Genomic DNA, 19,363 nt, shown 5'->3' with positions numbered 1-19,363 from the left:
TTCACAAATGGCACAGATGTTTACATTTATGTATACAATCTATTTAAATCCTACTCAATTATGAAGTAAATACTATACAGCTTAAAATTTTATCGCAGATAAAATCCTTGCGTCTTAAAAAGATAAAGAATATAAAAACCTTTGCGTCTTAGCGTTTTCCAACCTACCCGTCATTTTTACTTCCTAAACTCTTTTGACCCCATAAATTTCCTTTCTTACCTTACATCAACTTTTTTAGACAACTCATGCTGTACATTTGTACCATAAATAATCACAGAAATGAAAACAGTATATCATAAAGCAGATTCAAGAGGTCATGCCAACCACGGATGGTTAAACTCTTACCATACATTCAGTTTTGCCAACTATCAAAACAGAGACAGAACAAATTTTGGTGTTTTGAGAGTATTGAACGATGATACCGTTTCTCAGGGAATGGGCTTCGGAACACATCCACACAGGGATATGGAGATTATATCCATTCCTCTGGAAGGAGATTTGGAACACAAAGATTCAATAGGAACTACAGCTGTAATCAGAAAAGGCGAAATCCAGGTGATGAGTGCTGGAACAGGTGTGAAGCATAGTGAGTATAACAAAAATAAAGATGAAGAGGTAAAATTCCTTCAAATCTGGGTTTTCCCAAGAGAGCTGGATGTGGAACCAAGATATGATCAGAAAAGCATTAAAGAAGGTGAAAAGATCAATGGATTCCAACAGATTTTATCTCCCAATAAAAATGATGACGGAGTTTGGATTCATCAGGATGCATGGTTCAATCTGGCTAACTTTAAAAAAGGAAACGGCAAAAATTATATGCTCAACAAAAAAGGAAACGGAGTCTATGCATTTGTTTTAAAAGGCAGTGCAAAAATTGGAGACCGTGTTCTCAATGAAAGAGATGGATTGGGAATCTGGGATACCCAGAGCTTTAATATTGAAGCCGAAGAAGACACTGAAATATTATTAATGGAAGTCCCAATGGAACTGCCTTCTTATCTTAAATAAAAAACTAAATTTGTAATCTTAAAAAATAAACCTCACCTATGAAAATTTTAGCAATAGCAGGAAGTAACTCAGAAGCTTCAATGAACAAACAGTTGGTGGCATACGCATCAACATTATTTGAAAATGCAGAAGTAGAAGTGATTGATTTAAATCCTTTCGAAATGCCCATCTATAAACACGAAAGAGAATTAGCTGGTGGTGTTCCTCAGGAAGCTCATGATTTTGCAGCCAAAATTGATGGTGCTAATGTATTATTGGTTTCTTTGGGAGAGCATAATGGAACGTATTCTACAGCATTCAAAAATGTGTTCGACTGGGTATCAAGAATTAAAGACAGAACGGTTTGGAATGAAGTACCCATGCTATTGATGTCTACATCTCCCGGAGGTAGAGGTGGAGCAGGAGTTTTGGAAGCTGCATCGAAGCGTTTCCCTTTCCATGGAGGAAATGTGGTGGAAACTTTTTCATTACCTTTCTTTAATGATAACTTTGATAAAACAACTCAAAAGATTTCTAATGAAGATAAAATCAATGAGTTAAAAGAAAAAATCAAGAAGATTGCGGCTATTGAAACCATCCTTGAAAAATAGAATTTGAATATTCATTTAAAATTACTATTTTTGCAAAAAGAAAAGAGATGAAAATTCAGACCTCCTATAAACAATGTTTTTCTCATAAAGGGAAAGTTGTGGGCTCTGAAATTCTGAGATAAAATAACGGCCGATAATCTGAAAAGATTGTCGGCTTTTTTGTTTTCTAAAATCGAGTATAAAAGTAATTGAAATATTAAAAGATAAGAAGACTCCAGAAGCAGTTACTAAATAGTATGAAATCTGAAATCTGAAATCTGATATCTAAAAATCTAAGCAGACATGAGCAACACTTACAAATCAGCAGGAGTAGACAAAGAAGAAGGATACAAAACGGTTGACAAGATCAAAAAAGCGGTCGGTGAAACCCACAATTCTAATGTACTGAACCATTTGGGAAGTTTTGGTGCTTTCTATGAAATCGGTGGATACAAAAATCCTGTTCTTGTATCAGGAACAGATGGAGTAGGAACAAAGCTGAAAGTAGCTTTAGATACTAAAAAATATGACTCTATTGGTGTAGATTGTTTCGCAATGTGTGCCAATGATATTCTTTGTCACGGAGCAAAACCTTTATTCTTCCTGGATTATCTGGCTTGCGGAAAGCTTGATTCAGAAATCGCAGCAGAAATTGTTTTAGGAATGGTGGCAGCTTGTAAAGATAACAACTGTGCATTGATTGGTGGAGAAACTGCTGAAATGCCGGGAATGTACCAGCCTGGAGATTATGATGTTGCTGGATTCTGTGTAGGAATTGTAGAAAAAGATCAGATCATTGACGGATCTACCATCAAACCAGGTAACAAAATTATTGCATTACCAAGCTCAGGATTCCATTCAAACGGGTTCTCTTTAGTAAGAAAAGTATTCCCTAATTTTGAAGAAGAATTTGAAGGAAAACCTTTATATGAAACACTTTTAGTTCCTACAAGACTATACTATAAAGATATTCATAAAGTATTGGAAGAAGTAAAAGTAAGCGGAATTGCTCACATTACAGGAGGTGGTCTTTACGAAAACGTTCCAAGAATTATTCCAGAAGGACTTTGTGCTTCTATTGACGAATCAAAAATCAGAATTCCTAGCGTGATGCTTGAGCTTGAAAAGAGAGGTGAGGTAGCCCGTGAGGAAATGTACGGAACATTCAATATGGGTGTTGGAATGGTAATCGTTGTAGATGCTGAACATGCTGAAAAAGTATTACACCTTTTAGATGATGCTTACGAAATAGGAGAAATCACTGAAGGAGCAGAGAAAATCAATTTAAAATTTTAAATGACATCAGATTTCAGACCCTAGACATCAGACTGTAAGTCTGTAATCTTAAATCTGAGATCTAACATCTGAATAATGAAGAACATCGTTGTACTCGTATCCGGTTCAGGAACCAATCTGCAGAGAATCATTGATACCATTGAAGCTGGAGAAATCCAGAATGCAAAAGTATCTTTGGTAGTGGCAGACAGAGAATGTTTCGGATTGGAAAGAGCAAAGAATCACAATATAGAAAACATACTCATTCCAAGAGGAAAGAATTTCAGCAGTGAGTTGGGCAAAGTAATCCCAGAAAATACAGATCTTATTGTATTGGCAGGATTTTTATCCATCTTAAAATCTGAATTCTGTGAAAACTGGAATGGTAAAATAATCAATATTCATCCAGCTTTGCTTCCGAAATTCGGAGGAAAAGGAATGTGGGGAATGAACGTTCATAATGCAGTAATAGAAGCTAAAGAAGTAGAGAGTGGGGCCACTGTACATTTTGTAACGACGGGCATTGATGAAGGAGAAGCTATACTTCAGAAATCTTTTGAAGTAACCGCTGACGACACTCCTGAAACATTGGCTCAGAAAGTTCACCAGATTGAATATGAGATATTTCCAATAGCGATCAATAAGGTCCTGGGAAACTAATTCCCTTTCTTTGAAAGGGTGTCAAAAATTAAAATTTTTTGACGAGATGATTAAAGAAATCTAAGTAAATAAAAGTAAGTTCGGAGGTGAAAGACCCGGACACAGTTTGAAATAGCTGTAAAAAGTAAAAAATTGAAAGTAAAATGAGTAAAAAGAGAGTTTTAATCAGTGTTTCTGACAAAAGTGGATTAATAGAATTCGCGCAGTTTTTGGAGGCTCAGAATTATGAGTTGATCTCAACAGGAGGAACGTTCAAACATTTGAAAGACGCTGGTTTAAATCCTATTCAGATTGATGAGGTAACCAATTTCCCTGAAATGTTGGATGGTAGAGTGAAAACTCTGCACCCGAAAGTTCACGGAGGATTATTGGCTGTTCGTAACAACGAAGAGCACATGAAAACAGTTCAGGAACACGGAATTGGTCTGATTGACATGGTGATCGTAAACCTTTACCCTTTCTTTGAAAATGTGAACAAAAACATTTCTTTACATGAAAAGGTAGAATTTATCGATATCGGAGGTCCTTCAATGCTTCGTTCTGCAGCGAAAAACTTTGATTCTGTTACCGTAATTACAGATGTGGAAGATTACACGACTGTAAAACTGGAAATGGAACAAAACGGTGATACATACATCGAGACCCGTAAAAAGCTTGCAGGAAAAGTATTCAACCTTACCTCTGCGTATGATGCCGCTATTTCAAGAATGCTTTTAGACGAAGAATATCCTACGTATCTGAATGCTTCTTATAAAAAAGTTGCTGATTTAAGATACGGAGAAAATCCTCACCAGACAGCAGCTTACTATGTTTCTACTTTCGAGAATGGAGCAATGAAAGACTTTGAACAACTTGGTGGTAAAGAGCTTTCTTTCAACAATCTTCGTGATATGGACCTTTGCTGGAAAGTAGTTACGGAGTTCAAAGAAGAAATGGCTTGTTGCGCCGTAAAACACTCTACCCCTTGTGGAGTTGCTATCGGAACTTCAGCGTTGGAAACATATCAGAAAACATTTGAATGTGATCCGGTTTCTATCTTTGGCGGAATTGTTGCAATGAACTATAAAATTGATGCAGCAACAGCGGAAGAATTGAACAAGACATTCCTTGAAATTGTAATGGCTCCTGAATTTGACGAAGAAGCTCTTGAAGTTTTAAGAAAGAAGAAAAATCTGAGAATCATCAAAATCGTAAACCCTGTTTCAGACAAACAGACCTGGGTGAAAGTAGATGGAGGTATCCTGGTTCAGGATAACGATACTCATTTTTCTGACGATATCAAAGTAGTTACTGAAATACAGCCTACAGAAGAGCAGAAAAAAGCATTACTTTTCTCTCAAAGAGTGGTAAAATATGTGAAATCAAATGCTATTGTAGTTTCCAACGGAATTCAGGCATTCGGTATTGGTGGCGGACAGGTCAACAGAATCTGGGCAACACAGCAGGCTATCGAAAGAGCAAAAGAAAAATTCTCCGGAGACTTAGTATTGGCTTCAGATGCATTTTTCCCTTTCCGTGATGTAGTAGATTTCTGCGCTCAGGAAGGTATCAAGGCGATTATTCAGCCAGGTGGAAGTGTAAAAGATCAGGATAGTGTAGAGGCTGCAAATGAACACGGTATCCCAATGATGTTTACAGGTGTTAGACACTTTTTCCACTAATTAAAATAGAATTAAAAAATAATTAGGGATTGTATTTTTAGCATTCAAAATTATATATTTGTAAAATAAGACTAGATAATAAAAAAGTATGAGAATATTAATCATAGGTGAAGGCGGTAGAGAATCTGCTTTAGCGGCAAAGCTTCAGAATGACTCAAGAATTTCTAAAATGTTTTTTGCTAACGGGAATGCTACTACCGATGTAATAGGGAAAAATGTTCATTTATCGGAAATCAAAGAACTTAGAGATTTCGCTATTAAAGAAAAGATTGATCTTACGATCGTAGGTCCGGAAGCTCCTCTTGTAGCGGGTATCAAGGACGAATTTAAAAAACACGATCTTAAAGTTTTCGGTCCTACTCAGAAAGTAGCAAGCCTTGAAGGAAGTAAAGCTTTCTCTAAGAAATTTATGCAGACCTATGATATCAAAACAGCTAAGGCGGTCGTATTTGATTCATACAATGATGCTAAAGAATATGTGCAGACCCAGCAGTATCCTTTGGTAATTAAAGCCAGTGGTTTGGCAGGTGGAAAAGGTGTTGTTATTTGTGACAACCTTGAAGAAGCTGAAGCTACCATTCATGACTTCATGATCAGAAGAATCTATGGAGATGCTGGTATCCGTTTAGTTATTGAAGAATTTTTACAAGGTTTTGAAGCGTCTATTATTGCTTTCTCTAATGGTGAAAAACTATTCCCATGTGTAGCAGCAAAAGACTATAAGAAAGCTGGAAACGGTGATACAGGACCTAATACAGGAGGTATGGGATCAGTAGCACCAAGTCCGGAATTTACTCAGGAGCACTATGCAGACTTCGAGAAAAATATCTTAGAGCCTACTGTTAAGGGGCTTAAAGCCGAAGGTTTTGGATTTAAAGGAATCATCTTCTTCGGATTGATGGTTACGAAAAACGGAGCTTACCTTCTTGAATACAACATGAGATTCGGAGATCCTGAAACTCAGGTATTGATGGCACTTATGGAAAACAATCTTTTAGATGTGATCCAGGACTGTATGGAAGGAAAAGACATTGAACTTAAATTTAAAGACGAAAAAGCAGTTTGCCTTGTAATGTGTTCAGGAGGATATCCAAGAAACATCGAAATAGGTTTCGAAATTACAGGAGAAGATAAACTGAAACATAGTAAACTATTATATGCAGGAGCAATCAGCAAAGGAGATAAAGTGGTTTCCAATGGTGGTAGAGTACTGAACATTGTGGCTACAGGAGCTACCTATGAAGATGCCCGCAAGAAAGTTTACGAAGATGCAAGTCACGTACATTTCGATTACGGCTTCTACAGAGAAGACATCGGAAAGTTTTAATAAAAATCACGAAAAAAGATTTGGAGCTATTCCAAGTCTTTTTTTGTAAAACAGTTAATATTAAAAATAAGAGTCAGATACTAGATTCCAGACTTCAGAACAAAAATCTGAAATCTGATGTCTGATATCTTTCAAACAAATCAATTATCAAAATGAACAACGGTATTATTATTTTAGATTTCGGATCCCAGTACAACCAACTTATCGGAAGAAGAATCCGTGAGATGGGAGTGTACTCTGAAATCTTACCTTACAATACACCTTTACAAGATATTTTAGCAAAACAGCCAAAAGGAATTATCCTTTCCGGTGGACCAAGCTCTGTAAACGCAGAGAATGCTCACCTGGTTGAAAAAGAACTGTACGAACAAGGAATTCCTGTGTTGGGAATCTGCTACGGAATGCAGATGACTGCTCACCTTTTAGGAGGAAAAGTAAACAAAGGAGAAAAAGGAGAATACGGTAAAGCAAACCTAGAGATCGTTAAAGAAAGTTCTTTACTAAAAGGAGTTACCCAGAACTCTGTAGTTTGGATGAGCCACTTTGACGAAGTAGGAGAATTGCCTGCAGGTTTTGAATTGAATGCAAAATCAGGTGTTATTGCTTCTATCTCAAATGAAGAAAGCAAAATCTATTGTGTTCAGTTCCACCCGGAAGTTTCTCATACAGAAGAAGGAGGGAAAATGCTTGAAAATTTTGTTTTCGGAATCTGTAACTCAGAGAAAAACTGGAAACTGACTAACTATATTGAAAAAACAGTTGAGGAAATCCGTGAGAAAGTAGGAGACAACAAAGTGATCCTTGGACTTTCAGGAGGAGTAGACTCTTCTGTAGCGGCTGTTTTGATCCACAAAGCAATCGGTGATCAGTTGACTTGTATCTTCGTAGATACGGGATTATTGAGAAAGGATGAGGGTAAGAAAGTAATGGATCAGTATGGAGAGCATTTCCATATGAACATTAAAATGGTAGAAGCTCAGGACAGATTCCTTACAAAATTAGCTGGTGTTGACGATCCTGAAGCAAAGAGAAAGATTATCGGAAACGAATTCATCCATGTATTTGATGAAGAATCTCATAAAATTGAAGGTGCTAAATTCTTAGCGCAGGGAACCATTTACCCTGACGTTATTGAGAGCCAGTCTGTAAACGGACCATCTGCAGTGATCAAGTCTCACCACAACGTAGGAGGACTTCCTGAAGATATGGAATTCGAATTATTAGAGCCGCTAAGAGAGCTTTTCAAAGACGAAGTAAGAAGAGTAGGAGAAGAATTAGGAATTCCTCACCACATGGTATACAGACACCCTTTCCCAGGACCTGGATTAGGAATCAGAGTATTGGGAGCTGTAGATGCTGATAAAGTAAGAATTCTTCAGGAAGCTGATGATATCTTCATCGAAGAATTATACAAAAATGACCTTTACGAAAAAGTATCTCAGGCATTCGTTGTACTTCTTCCAGTAAAATCTGTAGGAGTAATGGGAGACGAAAGAACTTACGAATACACCGCTGTAGTTCGTTCTGCCAACACTATCGACTTTATGACAGCAACATGGAGCAGACTTCCTTATGAGTTCCTTGATACTGTTTCCAGCAGAATCATCAACGAAGTAAGAGGAATCAATAGAGTAGCTTACGATATTTCTAGCAAACCACCTGCAACGATTGAGTGGGAATAATCTTTGACTTGAATTTAAAATATAAATCCTGCCCGTTTTGGGTGGGATTTTTTTGTTACAATTGATGATCCGAAAAAATTTTAGAATAATCTTCACTGAAAAAGAACATTCTAGCTATTCCATCATATCTTGCAGTGACAAATTTGATGTTTTCATGACGCTGTTGTTTTATCAGACAGAAATCATCATGGATTTTTTGTGTTAGTTTCTTTACATCTTCAGTTCTTGCTATCTCATTTCTAAATCTATACAAACTAATTAAATCATCTATTGATAAGGTATGATCAGTAAATGAAACTTCAAAATTTTCCATTTTTGAATCGTATTCCTGAATTTTTTGATAAATCAACTCTTCCATAATTTATAATATAAATGCTGTGTGTTTGAAGAAATCTATAAAAATTGTTTTAATGAAAAAACGATGAGTATGATATTGATAGTAATTAATAAACAATAGATCAGCTTGAATAATATATGCTTATGGAAAATAAGATAGTTTAAAAATACTAATCCGGCTAAATATAAATAAACAAGGGTTTTAACTTCCTGAACATTTAATTGAAATACTGAAAACAAGTTTAAATTATGTGAAATATTTATGATTGAGTCAGGATAAAAAAATCTTAAGATAAAAATAATGGTGACACTTATGATTAAGGTGAGTGCATATGGTTTCATTTATCAATAAAAGTTTAAAAAGATGTTTTCTAATTTGAGGAAAGTAAGGGCTCAAAAGAATGATAATATGTTTTTTCTTTCCAATTGAATTTCATACTTATTTCGTCATTATTTAGAAAATCTCTCAACGAATAATCATCATCTTGAAAATAAATTTCCTCGATAGAATCATCTTGTTTATATTTAAATTGAATATTAGGAATGGTTTCATTTTGGAATTCATCATCAAATACAGAAGGATCACCATAAAAATTTTTAAATTTATCAGTTGTGAGGCCTTTCATTAAATCTATTGCGCATCCGGCTAATTTTCTATTTCTATCGTCAAATACAAAAATACCTTTGCCGAACAGGCTGCCATTACGATAAAATACATACTCCCATTGAGCCTCTCCTTTATTGTTCTTTTCTTTATTATAATAAAATGTCCAAGGCTTGCCAAATGACCCAATATCTATATGATTAGTAATGACTTCTGGTAATTGGTCTTCCGAAGAAAGAAAGATTTCACCTCCTAATTGTTCAATTTGCTGTGTTCTGTAGTTTTTTGAAAACCGCTCTATTTTCTTAAGCTCATTAGTAGTAGAATCATAAACTAAACAATTAAATTCTGAAAGCTTATGCACCTGTTCTTTTGGTATTTCGATATTATTTTCATCAGTGTATTTTATGTAAGTACCCACTTCTATTATATTTTCTTAATTATTTTTCACTAAATTTAAGTAAAATTATATCAAATGCAAATAGAAACGAGACCCCTGACTGTTCAGGATTATGATGAATTGGTTGTGACAATGAAAAGGGCGTATCCTCAGATGTCTGAATCTATCTGGTCTAAAAAAAGTATAGAAAAACTTACGAGAATATTTCCTAAAGGTCAGATTTGTATCACCGTAGACGGGAAGTTAGCTGCCGTAGCGCTGTCCATTATCGTGAATTATGACGAATTTGGGGACGACCATACCTATGTTGATATCACAGGGAATTATACATTCAATACCCATTTATCAACAGGAAATGTATTGTATGGAATAGAAGTTTTTGTTGATCCTGAATTCCGGGAGTTGCGTCTGGGAAGAAGATTGTATGATGCCAGAAAAGAATTATGTGAGCTGCTCAATCTAAAATCAATTATTCTGGGTGGAAGAATTCCGAACTATCATAAATATAGTGATGAGCTTTCTCCAAGAGAATACATCCGAAGAGTAAGAGACAAGGAAATTTATGATCCTGTGTTGTCTTTCCAGCTTTCCAATAACTTCCTTCCCATAAAGATTCTGAAAAAATATCTTCCCGAAGATGAATCATCATTGGAAAACGCTGTTTTGCTGCAGTGGAACAATATCTATTACAGCAAAAAGCCCAATACGATGCAAGATAGTATCATCCGCTTAGGGTTGGTACAATGGCAGATGAGGCATTTTAAAAATATTGATGCTTTTTATGAGCAGGTAGAGTTCTTTGTTAATGTAATGGGAGACTACAAATCAGACTTTGTTCTTTTCCCTGAACTTTTCAATACTCCACTTTTAGCACCCTTCAATAAGCTTTCAGAAAGAGACAGTATGATCGAGCTGGCTAAATTAAGTGAAGAAATAAAGAATAAAATTTCTGAATTGGCGATCAGTTATAATGTCAATATTATTTCAGGAAGCATGCCTGTGTTTGATCATGATAATAATGATTTGTACAATGTCAGCTATCTGTTGCACCGTGATGGACGTATTGATGAATACCGAAAAATCCATATCACTCCAAACGAAAAAAAATATTACGGGATGAAAGGAGGAAACGAGATTCGGGTTTTTGATACCGACTGCGGGAAAATAGGACTTGTGATCTGTTATGATGTAGAATTTCCTGAATTACCAAGAATTCTGGCCGATCAGGGAATGAAGGTTCTTTTTGTTCCTTACCTTACAGATACGCAAAATGCCTATATCAGAGTGCGTCACTGTGCTGCTGCGAGAGCAATTGAAAATGAATGTTATGTGGCTATTGCGGGTTGTGTGGGTAACCTGCCGGGAGTAAACAATATGGATATCCAGTTCGGACAGGCTGCCGTATTCACTCCTTCAGATTTTGCTTTCCCATCCAATGCAGTAAAAGGAGAAGCTACTCCCAATACAGAAATGACCCTTATTGTAGATGTAGACCTTAATCTATTGAAGGACCTCCATCACAACGGTTCAGTGCAGGTAATGAATGACAGAAGGAAAGATCTTTATGAAACCTATCTTAAATAACAAAACAGAATGCATTTGCATTCTGTTTTTATTTACCTAAAATTTATTTTGGGAGCCATTATGAGTACTCAGGACATACTACGTCGGGACACATTAGCCATGGGCATGTTGGTCTTCCGTCAGTAGGACAGCACTCATAGGTACAGTTGATGCCCATACTTCCTATAACCCCTTTTAATTGCTTTCTTGAAAGTTTGTTGTTGCGTAAATTTTTCATTTTGAATATTTTTTGATTAAGTATAGTCGTATACAATAAAAACCGATCTTTTGATCACTTTTATTGTTGCTTACCGGGGTAAATTACATATACTGAGGACATACTACGGCAGGGCAGATCAGTTTTGGACATCTTGGTCTTCCGTCTGTAGGACAGCATTGGTTTGAGCAGTTTCCGATAATGATTCCGCTTCCTGCAATCCCTTTTAATTGCTCTCTTGAAAGTTTGTTGTTACGTAAATTTTTCATGTTGTAATACTTTTGGTTTGTTTTATTTGTACGTTGTAAATATATTAATTTTTATGATAAATGGAGGTTTTTGTAATTATTGATGTATTTAATTCTTTAAAACATTGATTTCGTGTTGCTATTTTTAACTTTATAGGTTGGTGTTATTGTGATGATTCTTTTTAATAAAGGAACAATTTTTGGAGTAAATTGCACCTACTATTGATATACTATGTTTGACAAGCAGCAAAGAAAACTGAAAAGATCCGCAAGACTGATTTCCGTATTGAGTAAATATGGATTCAAAGATATGCTGGCAAGAATGAATGGGGGAAATAAACAGGAAGAAACTTCCGGTTCAGATGAAATCATTTCAAAAGGAACCGTTTATGAAAGAATAAGACTGGCTCTTGAAGAACTGGGACCTACTTTTGTAAAGCTTGGCCAGACATTCAGCAACAGAGAAGATCTATTACCTCCGGAATTGATTCAGGAACTGCAGAAACTTCAGGATAAAGTAGAAACGGTAGATATGGATGTAGAAGAAGCGCTGGAAAGTGAGTTCAATATTTCCGTTAAAGATTATTTCCGCGAAATTCAGAAAGAACCATTGGCTACAGCTTCCATTGCACAGGTTTACAAAGCTGTTTTGCTGGATGGCAGTCCGGTGATTTTAAAATTGAGAAAACCTGATGTACAGTCAGTTATTGAGGATGATTTATTGTTGATCAAAGATATTGAAAAGCTGATCTCTGCATATTCCGAAATAGGAGAAAAACTTAACCTGAAGCAAGCCATTTCTACCTTTGAAAGGTCTTTGTTGGAAGAAGTGTCTTTGACTAATGAAAGAAATAATATCCAGCAGTTCCGCCTGAATTTTAAAAATAACAAAGAAACCTATGTCCCAAAAGTCTATGAAGAATTTTCCAACAACAATATTCTTTGTATGGAATTCATTGATGGGATAAAGGTTACCGATAAATCACTTCTCTTAGCCAATGGCATTGATCCTGTAAAAGTTTCCGAAGCAGGATTAAGGTTGTTTGTATCACAGATCCTAGACTATGGATTCTTCCATGCAGATCCTCATGGCGGAAATATTTTAGTGAAAAAAGACGGTAAAATTGTTTTTATAGATTTTGGCGCAGTAGGAAAAATTCAGCCTAATGATAAAGAAATTCTTGAAAATCTTATCGTAAGTTTTGTGGCCAAAAATTCACATAAAATAGTCCGCTCGCTCAAGAAAATGGCCATAAGCTATGAAATTCCTGATGAGAGAAGATTTGAAAACGATGTAGATGACATTCTGAATTTTGTTCACAGCTCATCACTGCAGGATATTAATGTACAGGTGATCATCAACAAGATGAAAGATATTTTAAAGGACAACAGGCTTTATATGCCAGATTATTTCTATCTTTTATTCAAAGGGATCAGCCTGATAGAAGGAGTGGGAAGAAGCATTAACCCTGATCTGGATATCGTTAAAAGTCTTCATCCTTACACCAAAAAGATTTTTACCAAGAAAATAAACCCTAAGAATCTTTTAAAAACAGGAATGGACAGAATGATGAACTTCACAGATAATGTGGATGAAATCCCGAAAGAGCTCCGTTCTGTTCTTCAAAAACTGGATGAAAACAAATTTACGGTTTCCAGTGAGATCAAAAATATAGATAAGACCAACCAGCTGATCAAATCCAGTGTGGTCAATTTGATTTTGGCCATGATTTTAGGTGCGAATATCATTGCAACAGCAATTGTTTTTAGTTCAGAATCCGGGCCGAGAATAGGAGAGCTGTCTTTAGTAGCCGTTTTAGGTTTTGTTTTTTCAATCATTTTAGTATTAATACTTTTATTGAGAGTGACACGAAAGTAATCCAGAACATAAAAATTATAAATTCTAAAATCCGAATCTCCAATCCCACATCTAACAACCAAAATCAACAATGAAAACACTTATTATAACAGTCATCACTTTATTCAGCTCATATTGTATGGCTCAAGAAAACAATGGAGAAAAAATTCAGGGAGATTTTGATGGAAATGGAACCCAAGAATATGCCTATACAAAAGTAAGTGACTGTACTGATGAATGTGACGGAAAATGTGAAACCATTGTTTATTTCAGTGATAAAAAGATAAAACCATTTACTGTTTCGCCGGCCTATGACGGAACTTTATACAATCTTGGGGATCTTAATGAGGATGGTAAGGATGAACTTGGTATTTATCCTGGGTGGTGTACAAGCTGTTGGCGGGGATTTCTGGTCTATACATCGGGGAAAACGGGCTGGAAACTTTTAATTCCTTCTATTTCCACGCATTGTAATCAGTGGGAAGAAGATAAGTTTCCCATCAAAAAAGATCCGAAAAAGAAAGGATATGTTATTGTCACCTCCAGCAAATGGGAAGATGATGATATAAAAATAAAAAGCAACAGTGTGAAAGTGAATTAGATTGTTACTTTGTTGTTGGTCTTTTTTATTAACAGTTGAAAGTATTGTATCAATATAAATATATTTTGTTTTACTTAATATAATCAGGGAATATTCTCCCCCGGCAGCTAGTACCTGCAATCTGTAACCTAATATCTGCTCCCTCTAATTTTTAACTTGTAATTAAATACCTATCTTTGCAAAATGGAAAAACTCACTTTTGCAGATTTTGACCTTCCGGTTAAAATTCTTGATGTTTTAGCGGATTTGGAATTATTTGAACCTACACCCATTCAGGAGAAGAGCTTGAAACCTATTCTTTCAGGAAGAGATGTAATGGGAATTGCGCAAACCGGAACCGGGAAAACATTAGCTTACCTTTTACCCGTTCTTAAAACCTGGAAATACAGCAAAACAGGAAATCCAACTGTTTTGGTGCTTGTTCCTACAAGAGAATTGGTAGTACAGGTAACTGAAATCCTTGAGAAACTGACAGAAAATATTACTGCAAGAGTAATCGGAATATACGGTGGGAAAAATATCAATACTCAAAAACTATTGTTCAACAATGGCTGCGATATTTTGGTAGGAACACCGGGAAGAGTGATGGACCTTTCCATAGACAATGCTATCTCTCTTAAAGAAGTTCAGAAACTTGTCATTGACGAATTTGATGAGATGCTTAATTTAGGTTTCAGACCGCAGCTTACCCATATTTTTGAAATGATGAAAGAGAAGAGACAGAATATTCTTTTCTCTGCAACCATGACGGAAGCTGTAGATGAAATGCTGGATGTATATTTTGCAAGCCCGATTGAAATTTCATTAGCAAAATCTGGAACACCGCTTGAAAAAATTGAGCAGACTGCTTATAAAGTAGAAAACTTCAATACCAAGATCAACTTACTTGAACATTTACTGAAGAATGATACAGATATGTCCAAGGTATTGATTTTTAACAATAATAAAAGACATGCTGACCTGCTCTTTACTAAAATTGATGAGCTTTTCCCTGAACAGTTTGATGTAATTCACTCTAATAAATCTCAGAACTACAGACTTAAGGCTATGAAGAGCTTTGAGAATGAAGAAGTGAGAGGTTTGATTACCACAGATGTAATGGCAAGAGGTCTTGATATTTCAAATATTACCCATGTGATCAACTTTGAAACTCCAGATATTCCTGAGCAGTATATCCACAGAATTGGTAGAACAGGTAGAGCAGACAAAGAAGGAAAGGCTATAACTTTTGTAACCAAAAAAGAGGAACCTTTGATTCTTGATATTGAGCTATTGATGGATAAAGATCTGAAATTTCATGAATTCCCGGAAGACGTTAAGATCAATCCTAAGAAAATTGCGGCTGAAGAAGATCAGGTGGTAATGAAAAACCCTGCACAGGTAAAACTGAATGATGGAGGAGGAGCTTTCCATGAGAAGAAAGCTAAGAATACAAAGGAAAACTGGGGTGGCCCATCCAAAAGAAAAACACCTAAGAAATTCGGTGCAAACAGAGCCCAGCAGAAATCCATATCAAAATCGAAAAGAAAGAAATAAAAAAGAAAACGATTCCAGTATCAGGAATCGTTTTTTTATTTTTAATCGAATTGAATGTTGTTGCTTTTTAAAATTTCTTTAAACTTATCTGCTTTGCCTTCGTCTTTCATACTCTTGTAAATGTATCCTATCATTTTTTCAGCATCAGATCGGTATGGTGATTTCTGTTCAGAATAAATCTTGTAAGCTTTACAAATATTATCAAGACCTTTCTCATTATTCTTCAGATGAGTAAAGTAAACTTGCCCCATTCCATAGTAAACTTCCGGATCACCGGGATATACTTTGTCAAAATCATTATAGGCATCAATAGCTTTCTGATATTCCTTTTTATAAACATACGTGATTGCTATATTCTGCAAAGGCATTTTACCTTTTGGATCAGCAGCCAATGACTGTTTATAAGCATTTAGAGCCTTATCATATTCTCCAACTCTTCTATAGGTGATTCCCAGATTATCCCAAGCATAAATGAATTTCGGATCAGCTTTTACAGCCTGTTCATAATTTTGAATAGCTTCTTTCCAGTTTTCCGCTTTTCCCGCATCAGCGGCTTTTTCATAGAAGTCAATTGCTGTATCATTTTTTGAGAACTTGCCATAACTGGTTTCAGTAGTTTCGGTAGCTCTTTGCACACTCTCGCAGTTTTGCATCAGATAGCGTTCCAGCTCATTATAGCTGTCCTTGTACTGCTGTGAATTCTTATTAGTATTAAAATTCAGGTTAATCTGCTTTTTTCCGTTGACACTGGGGGCGTTTTCAGATTGTTTTTCTGCTCCTTTCAAAAGGGTAGATATCTGAAGTGCTCCGGTGTATTTGTCAATACATCCATGCACATCTTTAATGATATCTTCTTTCTTTCTGTTAGACAGAGCAATAGAATCAGCGCATTTACATGCGTTTTCTGAAAGTTCCTGAAGAATTGTTTTTTCATTCGGTTTCTCCTGAGAAAAAGAAAGAGAATACAGTAAAACGGAAAATAAAATGGTTATTGGTTTTTTTATCATGGGTTGTCGTTTATTTCAGGTAAGGAGTGATCACTTTGGTCCAGATTTTATATCCTTCTGGTTTAAAATGAAGCATATCTTCCACAAAAATATCTTTTCTTACATTTCCTTCAGCATCTTCCATAGCTTTAGTGACATCTATGAATTCAGCATTGGGTTCTTTTTTCATAAATGCAGCGATCTTTTTGTTGGCAATTTTCATCTGCGGCCAGATCACTTCTCTGCTTGGCGAGTATTTAATGGAGATGTAATCAACTTCAATATTAGGGAATCTTTCACGTATTTTTTTATAAAAAGCTTTATATCTGTTCACTACTACTTTTGCTTTTAGCTGATGGTTGTCTGCAAAATCATTTTCACCACAGTAAATAATGATTTGTTTAGGCTGATAGGGAGCTAAAAGATCATTTGAAAAATCATTAAGGTCTGTAAGCCTGGAACCTCCGAATCCTCTGTTGATAATTTTTTTATCAGGAAAATAATCTACGATATCAGTCCATTTTGTGAATGATGAGCTTCCCAGAAATAAGATAGCATCCTTTGGTGGCGGGTTTTGCTGATCCTGTTTTTTGAATTCCTGAATGTCCTGCCAGAACATTGGTTTTTTTTCCTGAGAAAAGGCAATAGTAAAGCACAGCAATAGAAATGCTGATAGAATCTTCTTCATTATATTCAGTTTTAAATTAGATATAAAAGTAATAAAAAACTCCCGTTAATCGGGAGTTTTATGATTTATCTTTTGTAAGTAACATATGGGATATCAGGAATTTTATCTCCATCCATATCGAAAATTCCGGATTTCTGAGCAAGTTTAAGATCTTTACCTGTCAAAACATCAATTCTGTAAGTGATGGGTGCTTCTTCTTCACCAAACTTAATCCCTATAACTTTTGAATCTGCATCATAAGTATATCTTCCTTCAGTTTTTGGAGATGGAGTGCAATCTGCACCTACTCCTGTATAGGCTGTATAGCTCACATAATAATCTGTTCTTAGGAAAAGAGTATTTTTGGCTGCACATCCAGTTAATGTTTCAGTATAAAGCACTGTTTTATTATCTTTTCCGGAAATTACTTCCCTTTTAACTTCCTTCCAATCTCCCTTCATGATATCCATTTCGTAAGCGTCAAGATTGTAATCTTTACAAGAAGTAAGTGCCAGGGCAGAAAAGGCAAATAAAAGTAGCTGTTTTTTCATTTTCACAAAATTTAAGAATATGCTAAAATATAAATAAATTTGAAATATCTATAATGAAATAATGATTTTTTAAACGAATGTTTGTAAATTGAATAATTTCGAGAGGGTAATCAGCATTTTCAAGCGTAGAAAGCCATAAAAATAAAAAATCGATTAAAAAAACATACAGTTTGTCAATAACATCTATAATCAAAAGAAGCGGGCTTTAGCCCGCTTTCTATATAAATTAACTACCATTCATAGCTTCTGCCAAAACTTACAAGGCTAGCTAGAACGTAATTTTTAAACCTTAAATTTTGAACTTTGAATTATTAGTAGCTCATCTCCACAATTTTATAGGCATCCTGCGGAGTCAGTTTTTTATACTCCCCAAGACCTAGCCATTTTCTGTCTGTAAAGGCCTTTTCAACCTTTTCAGCTGTTCCTTTAAAGTCTTCTGTATATTCAGAAAGTTTGGTTTTGATATGAAGACTGTGGAAGAATTCTTCCATTTTCTTGATTCCCAGCTCTGCTTTTTCTTCTACGCTTCCGTCTTTTATTCCCCAAACTCTCTCTGCATATTGTGCAAGTTTCCCTTTTTTATCATCAAAATTGTAACGGTAGTGGGATGGAGCGATAATTGCCAGCGTTCTGGCATGATCAATACCGAAATAAGCTGTCAGCTCATGTCCCATGGCATGTACTGCCCAGTCTGTAATCACTCCTTTCTGGATCAGTCCGTTCAGAGCCATTGTACAGCACCACATAAAGTTTCCAGCAGCATCGTAGTTGAAATCATCAGCCAATACTTTAGGAGCAGTTTCCTGAAGACTGATCAGAATGCTTTCTGCAATTCTTTCCTGAAGATCAGCAGAAGAAGGAGCCGTCATGTATTGTTCCAATACGTGGGTATACGCATCGGTAATTCCGTTCACAATTTGATTTTTTGGAATAGATTTGATTACTTCAGGATCCAGTACAGAAAACTGTGGGAAAAGACCGGGACCTCCGGAAGATAGTTTTTCATTGGTCTCTCTTCTTGAAATAACATACCCCGAATTCATTTCTGAACCGGTTGCAGGGAGCGTTAAAATACTTCCAAACGGCATTCCTTGTCCTTCAAAAGTTCTTACCGAATTTCTCAGAATATCCCATGGCTCACCAGTATAATTAGCTGCTGCAGAGAGGAATTTTGTTCCGTCAATCACAGATCCGCCACCAACAGCAAGAAGGTAAGTGATATTTTTTTCTTTAATAAAACTTAAGGCATTGATTAAGACTTCATATTCAGGATTGGCAGGAACTCCACCAAATTCATACACTTCATGATCTTTCAAAGCTTCTGTTACCTGGTCGTAAACACCATTGTTTTTGATGCTCCCGCCTCCGTAAATCATTAATATTTTGGCATCTTTAGGGATTTCTTTGGAAATTTTAGCGATTTCGCCTTTCCCGAAAAGTATTTTTGTTGGATTTTTAAACTCGAAATTAAGCATTGTTCTAAATTTATTGTACCCAAATTTACGGAATGGAAAAGGAAAATTGAGTTAATGAAATTTTAAAATTGCTATTATTATATTTTATGAAAGCTATTGCTTTATGAAGCATAAAAACTATTTTGTGTCTTAGCGTTTT

The 19,363-nt window shown here is 35.7% G+C and carries 19 protein-coding genes; 11 read left to right on the top strand and 8 right to left on the bottom strand.

Going from position 1 to position 19,363, the window contains the following annotated elements; genetic code table 11:
* Positions 1–279 precede the first annotated feature (279 nt).
* The 7 genes from GFU89_RS15640 to guaA all read left to right on the top strand — a co-directional run bounded on the left by GFU89_RS15640 (position 280) and on the right by guaA (position 8,182).
* Positions 280–1,008, top strand: a complete 729-nt coding sequence (locus tag GFU89_RS15640; protein WP_318848018.1) for a pirin family protein — start codon at positions 280–282, stop codon at positions 1,006–1,008.
* Positions 1,009–1,046: 38 nt separating this feature from the next.
* Positions 1,047–1,598: an NAD(P)H-dependent oxidoreductase gene (locus tag GFU89_RS15635; RefSeq protein ID WP_318848017.1), complete on the top strand. Its 552-nt coding sequence runs from the start codon at positions 1,047–1,049 to the stop codon at positions 1,596–1,598.
* A gap of 282 nt (positions 1,599–1,880) precedes the next feature.
* On the top strand, positions 1,881–2,873 hold the full coding sequence (purM, locus tag GFU89_RS15630) for a phosphoribosylformylglycinamidine cyclo-ligase (protein ID WP_318848016.1): 993 nt from the start codon (positions 1,881–1,883) through the stop codon (positions 2,871–2,873).
* Between the two features lie 75 nt (positions 2,874–2,948).
* Positions 2,949–3,512, top strand: coding sequence for a phosphoribosylglycinamide formyltransferase (gene purN, locus GFU89_RS15625; protein WP_318848015.1), 564 nt, complete (start codon positions 2,949–2,951; stop codon positions 3,510–3,512).
* A gap of 143 nt (positions 3,513–3,655) precedes the next feature.
* Entirely contained in the window at positions 3,656–5,173 is a 1,518-nt protein-coding gene (purH, locus tag GFU89_RS15620) for a bifunctional phosphoribosylaminoimidazolecarboxamide formyltransferase/IMP cyclohydrolase (RefSeq protein ID WP_318848014.1), read from the top strand.
* An 88-nt stretch (positions 5,174–5,261) separates the two neighbouring features.
* Positions 5,262–6,500 (top strand): phosphoribosylamine--glycine ligase, encoded by a 1,239-nt coding sequence (gene purD, locus GFU89_RS15615; protein ID WP_318848013.1) that lies wholly within the window; start codon positions 5,262–5,264, stop codon positions 6,498–6,500.
* A gap of 152 nt (positions 6,501–6,652) precedes the next feature.
* Positions 6,653–8,182 carry a glutamine-hydrolyzing GMP synthase gene (gene guaA, locus GFU89_RS15610; protein ID WP_318848012.1) on the top strand — a complete coding sequence of 510 codons (1,530 nt, stop codon included), beginning with the start codon at positions 6,653–6,655 and terminating at the stop codon, positions 8,180–8,182.
* A 55-nt stretch (positions 8,183–8,237) separates the two neighbouring features.
* Here guaA and GFU89_RS15605 read toward each other — a convergent pair whose 3' ends face one another.
* Together GFU89_RS15605 and GFU89_RS15600 are read right to left on the bottom strand one after the other, a co-directional pair.
* Positions 8,238–8,540, bottom strand: coding sequence for a hypothetical protein (locus GFU89_RS15605; protein WP_318848011.1), 303 nt, complete (start codon positions 8,538–8,540; stop codon positions 8,238–8,240).
* A gap of 349 nt (positions 8,541–8,889) precedes the next feature.
* On the bottom strand, positions 8,890–9,543 hold the full coding sequence (locus GFU89_RS15600; protein ID WP_318848010.1) for a hypothetical protein: 654 nt from the start codon (positions 9,541–9,543) through the stop codon (positions 8,890–8,892).
* 54 nt (positions 9,544–9,597) lie between these two features.
* Between GFU89_RS15600 and GFU89_RS15595 the strand changes: the two genes are divergently transcribed.
* A complete protein-coding gene (locus GFU89_RS15595; protein ID WP_124536194.1) occupies positions 9,598–11,106 on the top strand; it encodes a carbon-nitrogen hydrolase family protein in 1,509 nt (502 codons plus the stop codon).
* Positions 11,107–11,164: 58 nt separating this feature from the next.
* On the opposite strand, the gene GFU89_RS15590 is transcribed toward GFU89_RS15595, so the two are convergent.
* Both GFU89_RS15590 and GFU89_RS15585 read right to left on the bottom strand, forming a co-directional pair.
* Positions 11,165–11,323, bottom strand: coding sequence for a hypothetical protein (locus tag GFU89_RS15590; RefSeq protein WP_318848009.1), 159 nt, complete (start codon positions 11,321–11,323; stop codon positions 11,165–11,167).
* Positions 11,324–11,406: 83 nt separating this feature from the next.
* A complete protein-coding gene (locus GFU89_RS15585; protein ID WP_167510741.1) occupies positions 11,407–11,571 on the bottom strand; it encodes a hypothetical protein in 165 nt (54 codons plus the stop codon).
* Positions 11,572–11,782: 211 nt separating this feature from the next.
* Between GFU89_RS15585 and GFU89_RS15580 the strand changes: the two genes are divergently transcribed.
* The 3 genes from GFU89_RS15580 to GFU89_RS15570 all read left to right on the top strand — a co-directional run bounded on the left by GFU89_RS15580 (position 11,783) and on the right by GFU89_RS15570 (position 15,545).
* Entirely contained in the window at positions 11,783–13,429 is a 1,647-nt protein-coding gene (locus GFU89_RS15580) for an ABC1 kinase family protein (RefSeq protein ID WP_318848008.1), read from the top strand.
* 70 nt (positions 13,430–13,499) lie between these two features.
* The gene (locus GFU89_RS15575) at positions 13,500–14,009 is read left to right on the top strand and encodes a hypothetical protein (protein WP_318848007.1); all 510 of its coding nucleotides are present in this window, start codon (positions 13,500–13,502) and stop codon (positions 14,007–14,009) included.
* A gap of 183 nt (positions 14,010–14,192) precedes the next feature.
* Positions 14,193–15,545: a DEAD/DEAH box helicase gene (locus tag GFU89_RS15570; RefSeq protein ID WP_318848006.1), complete on the top strand. Its 1,353-nt coding sequence runs from the start codon at positions 14,193–14,195 to the stop codon at positions 15,543–15,545.
* A 41-nt stretch (positions 15,546–15,586) separates the two neighbouring features.
* Here GFU89_RS15570 and GFU89_RS15565 read toward each other — a convergent pair whose 3' ends face one another.
* The 4 genes from GFU89_RS15565 to GFU89_RS15550 form a co-directional block, all read right to left on the bottom strand.
* Complete coding sequence (locus tag GFU89_RS15565) at positions 15,587–16,552, bottom strand: tetratricopeptide repeat protein (protein ID WP_318848005.1); 966 nt, start codon at positions 16,550–16,552, stop codon at positions 15,587–15,589.
* 10 nt (positions 16,553–16,562) lie between these two features.
* Positions 16,563–17,219, bottom strand: a complete 657-nt coding sequence (locus tag GFU89_RS15560; protein ID WP_318848004.1) for a GDSL-type esterase/lipase family protein — start codon at positions 17,217–17,219, stop codon at positions 16,563–16,565.
* Positions 17,220–17,284: 65 nt separating this feature from the next.
* Positions 17,285–17,749, bottom strand: a complete 465-nt coding sequence (locus tag GFU89_RS15555; RefSeq protein WP_318848003.1) for a lipocalin family protein — start codon at positions 17,747–17,749, stop codon at positions 17,285–17,287.
* 311 nt (positions 17,750–18,060) lie between these two features.
* Entirely contained in the window at positions 18,061–19,224 is a 1,164-nt protein-coding gene (locus GFU89_RS15550; protein WP_318848002.1) for an iron-containing alcohol dehydrogenase, read from the bottom strand.
* Positions 19,225–19,363: the final 139 nt, after the last annotated feature.

Origin of the sequence: Chryseobacterium sp. JV558, from assembly GCF_033712365.1 — a bacterium.
Classification (GTDB): domain Bacteria; phylum Bacteroidota; class Bacteroidia; order Flavobacteriales; family Weeksellaceae; genus Chryseobacterium.
The sequence above is the reverse complement of the archived record's forward strand: the minus strand, read 5'-3'. Positions and strand labels throughout refer to the sequence as shown.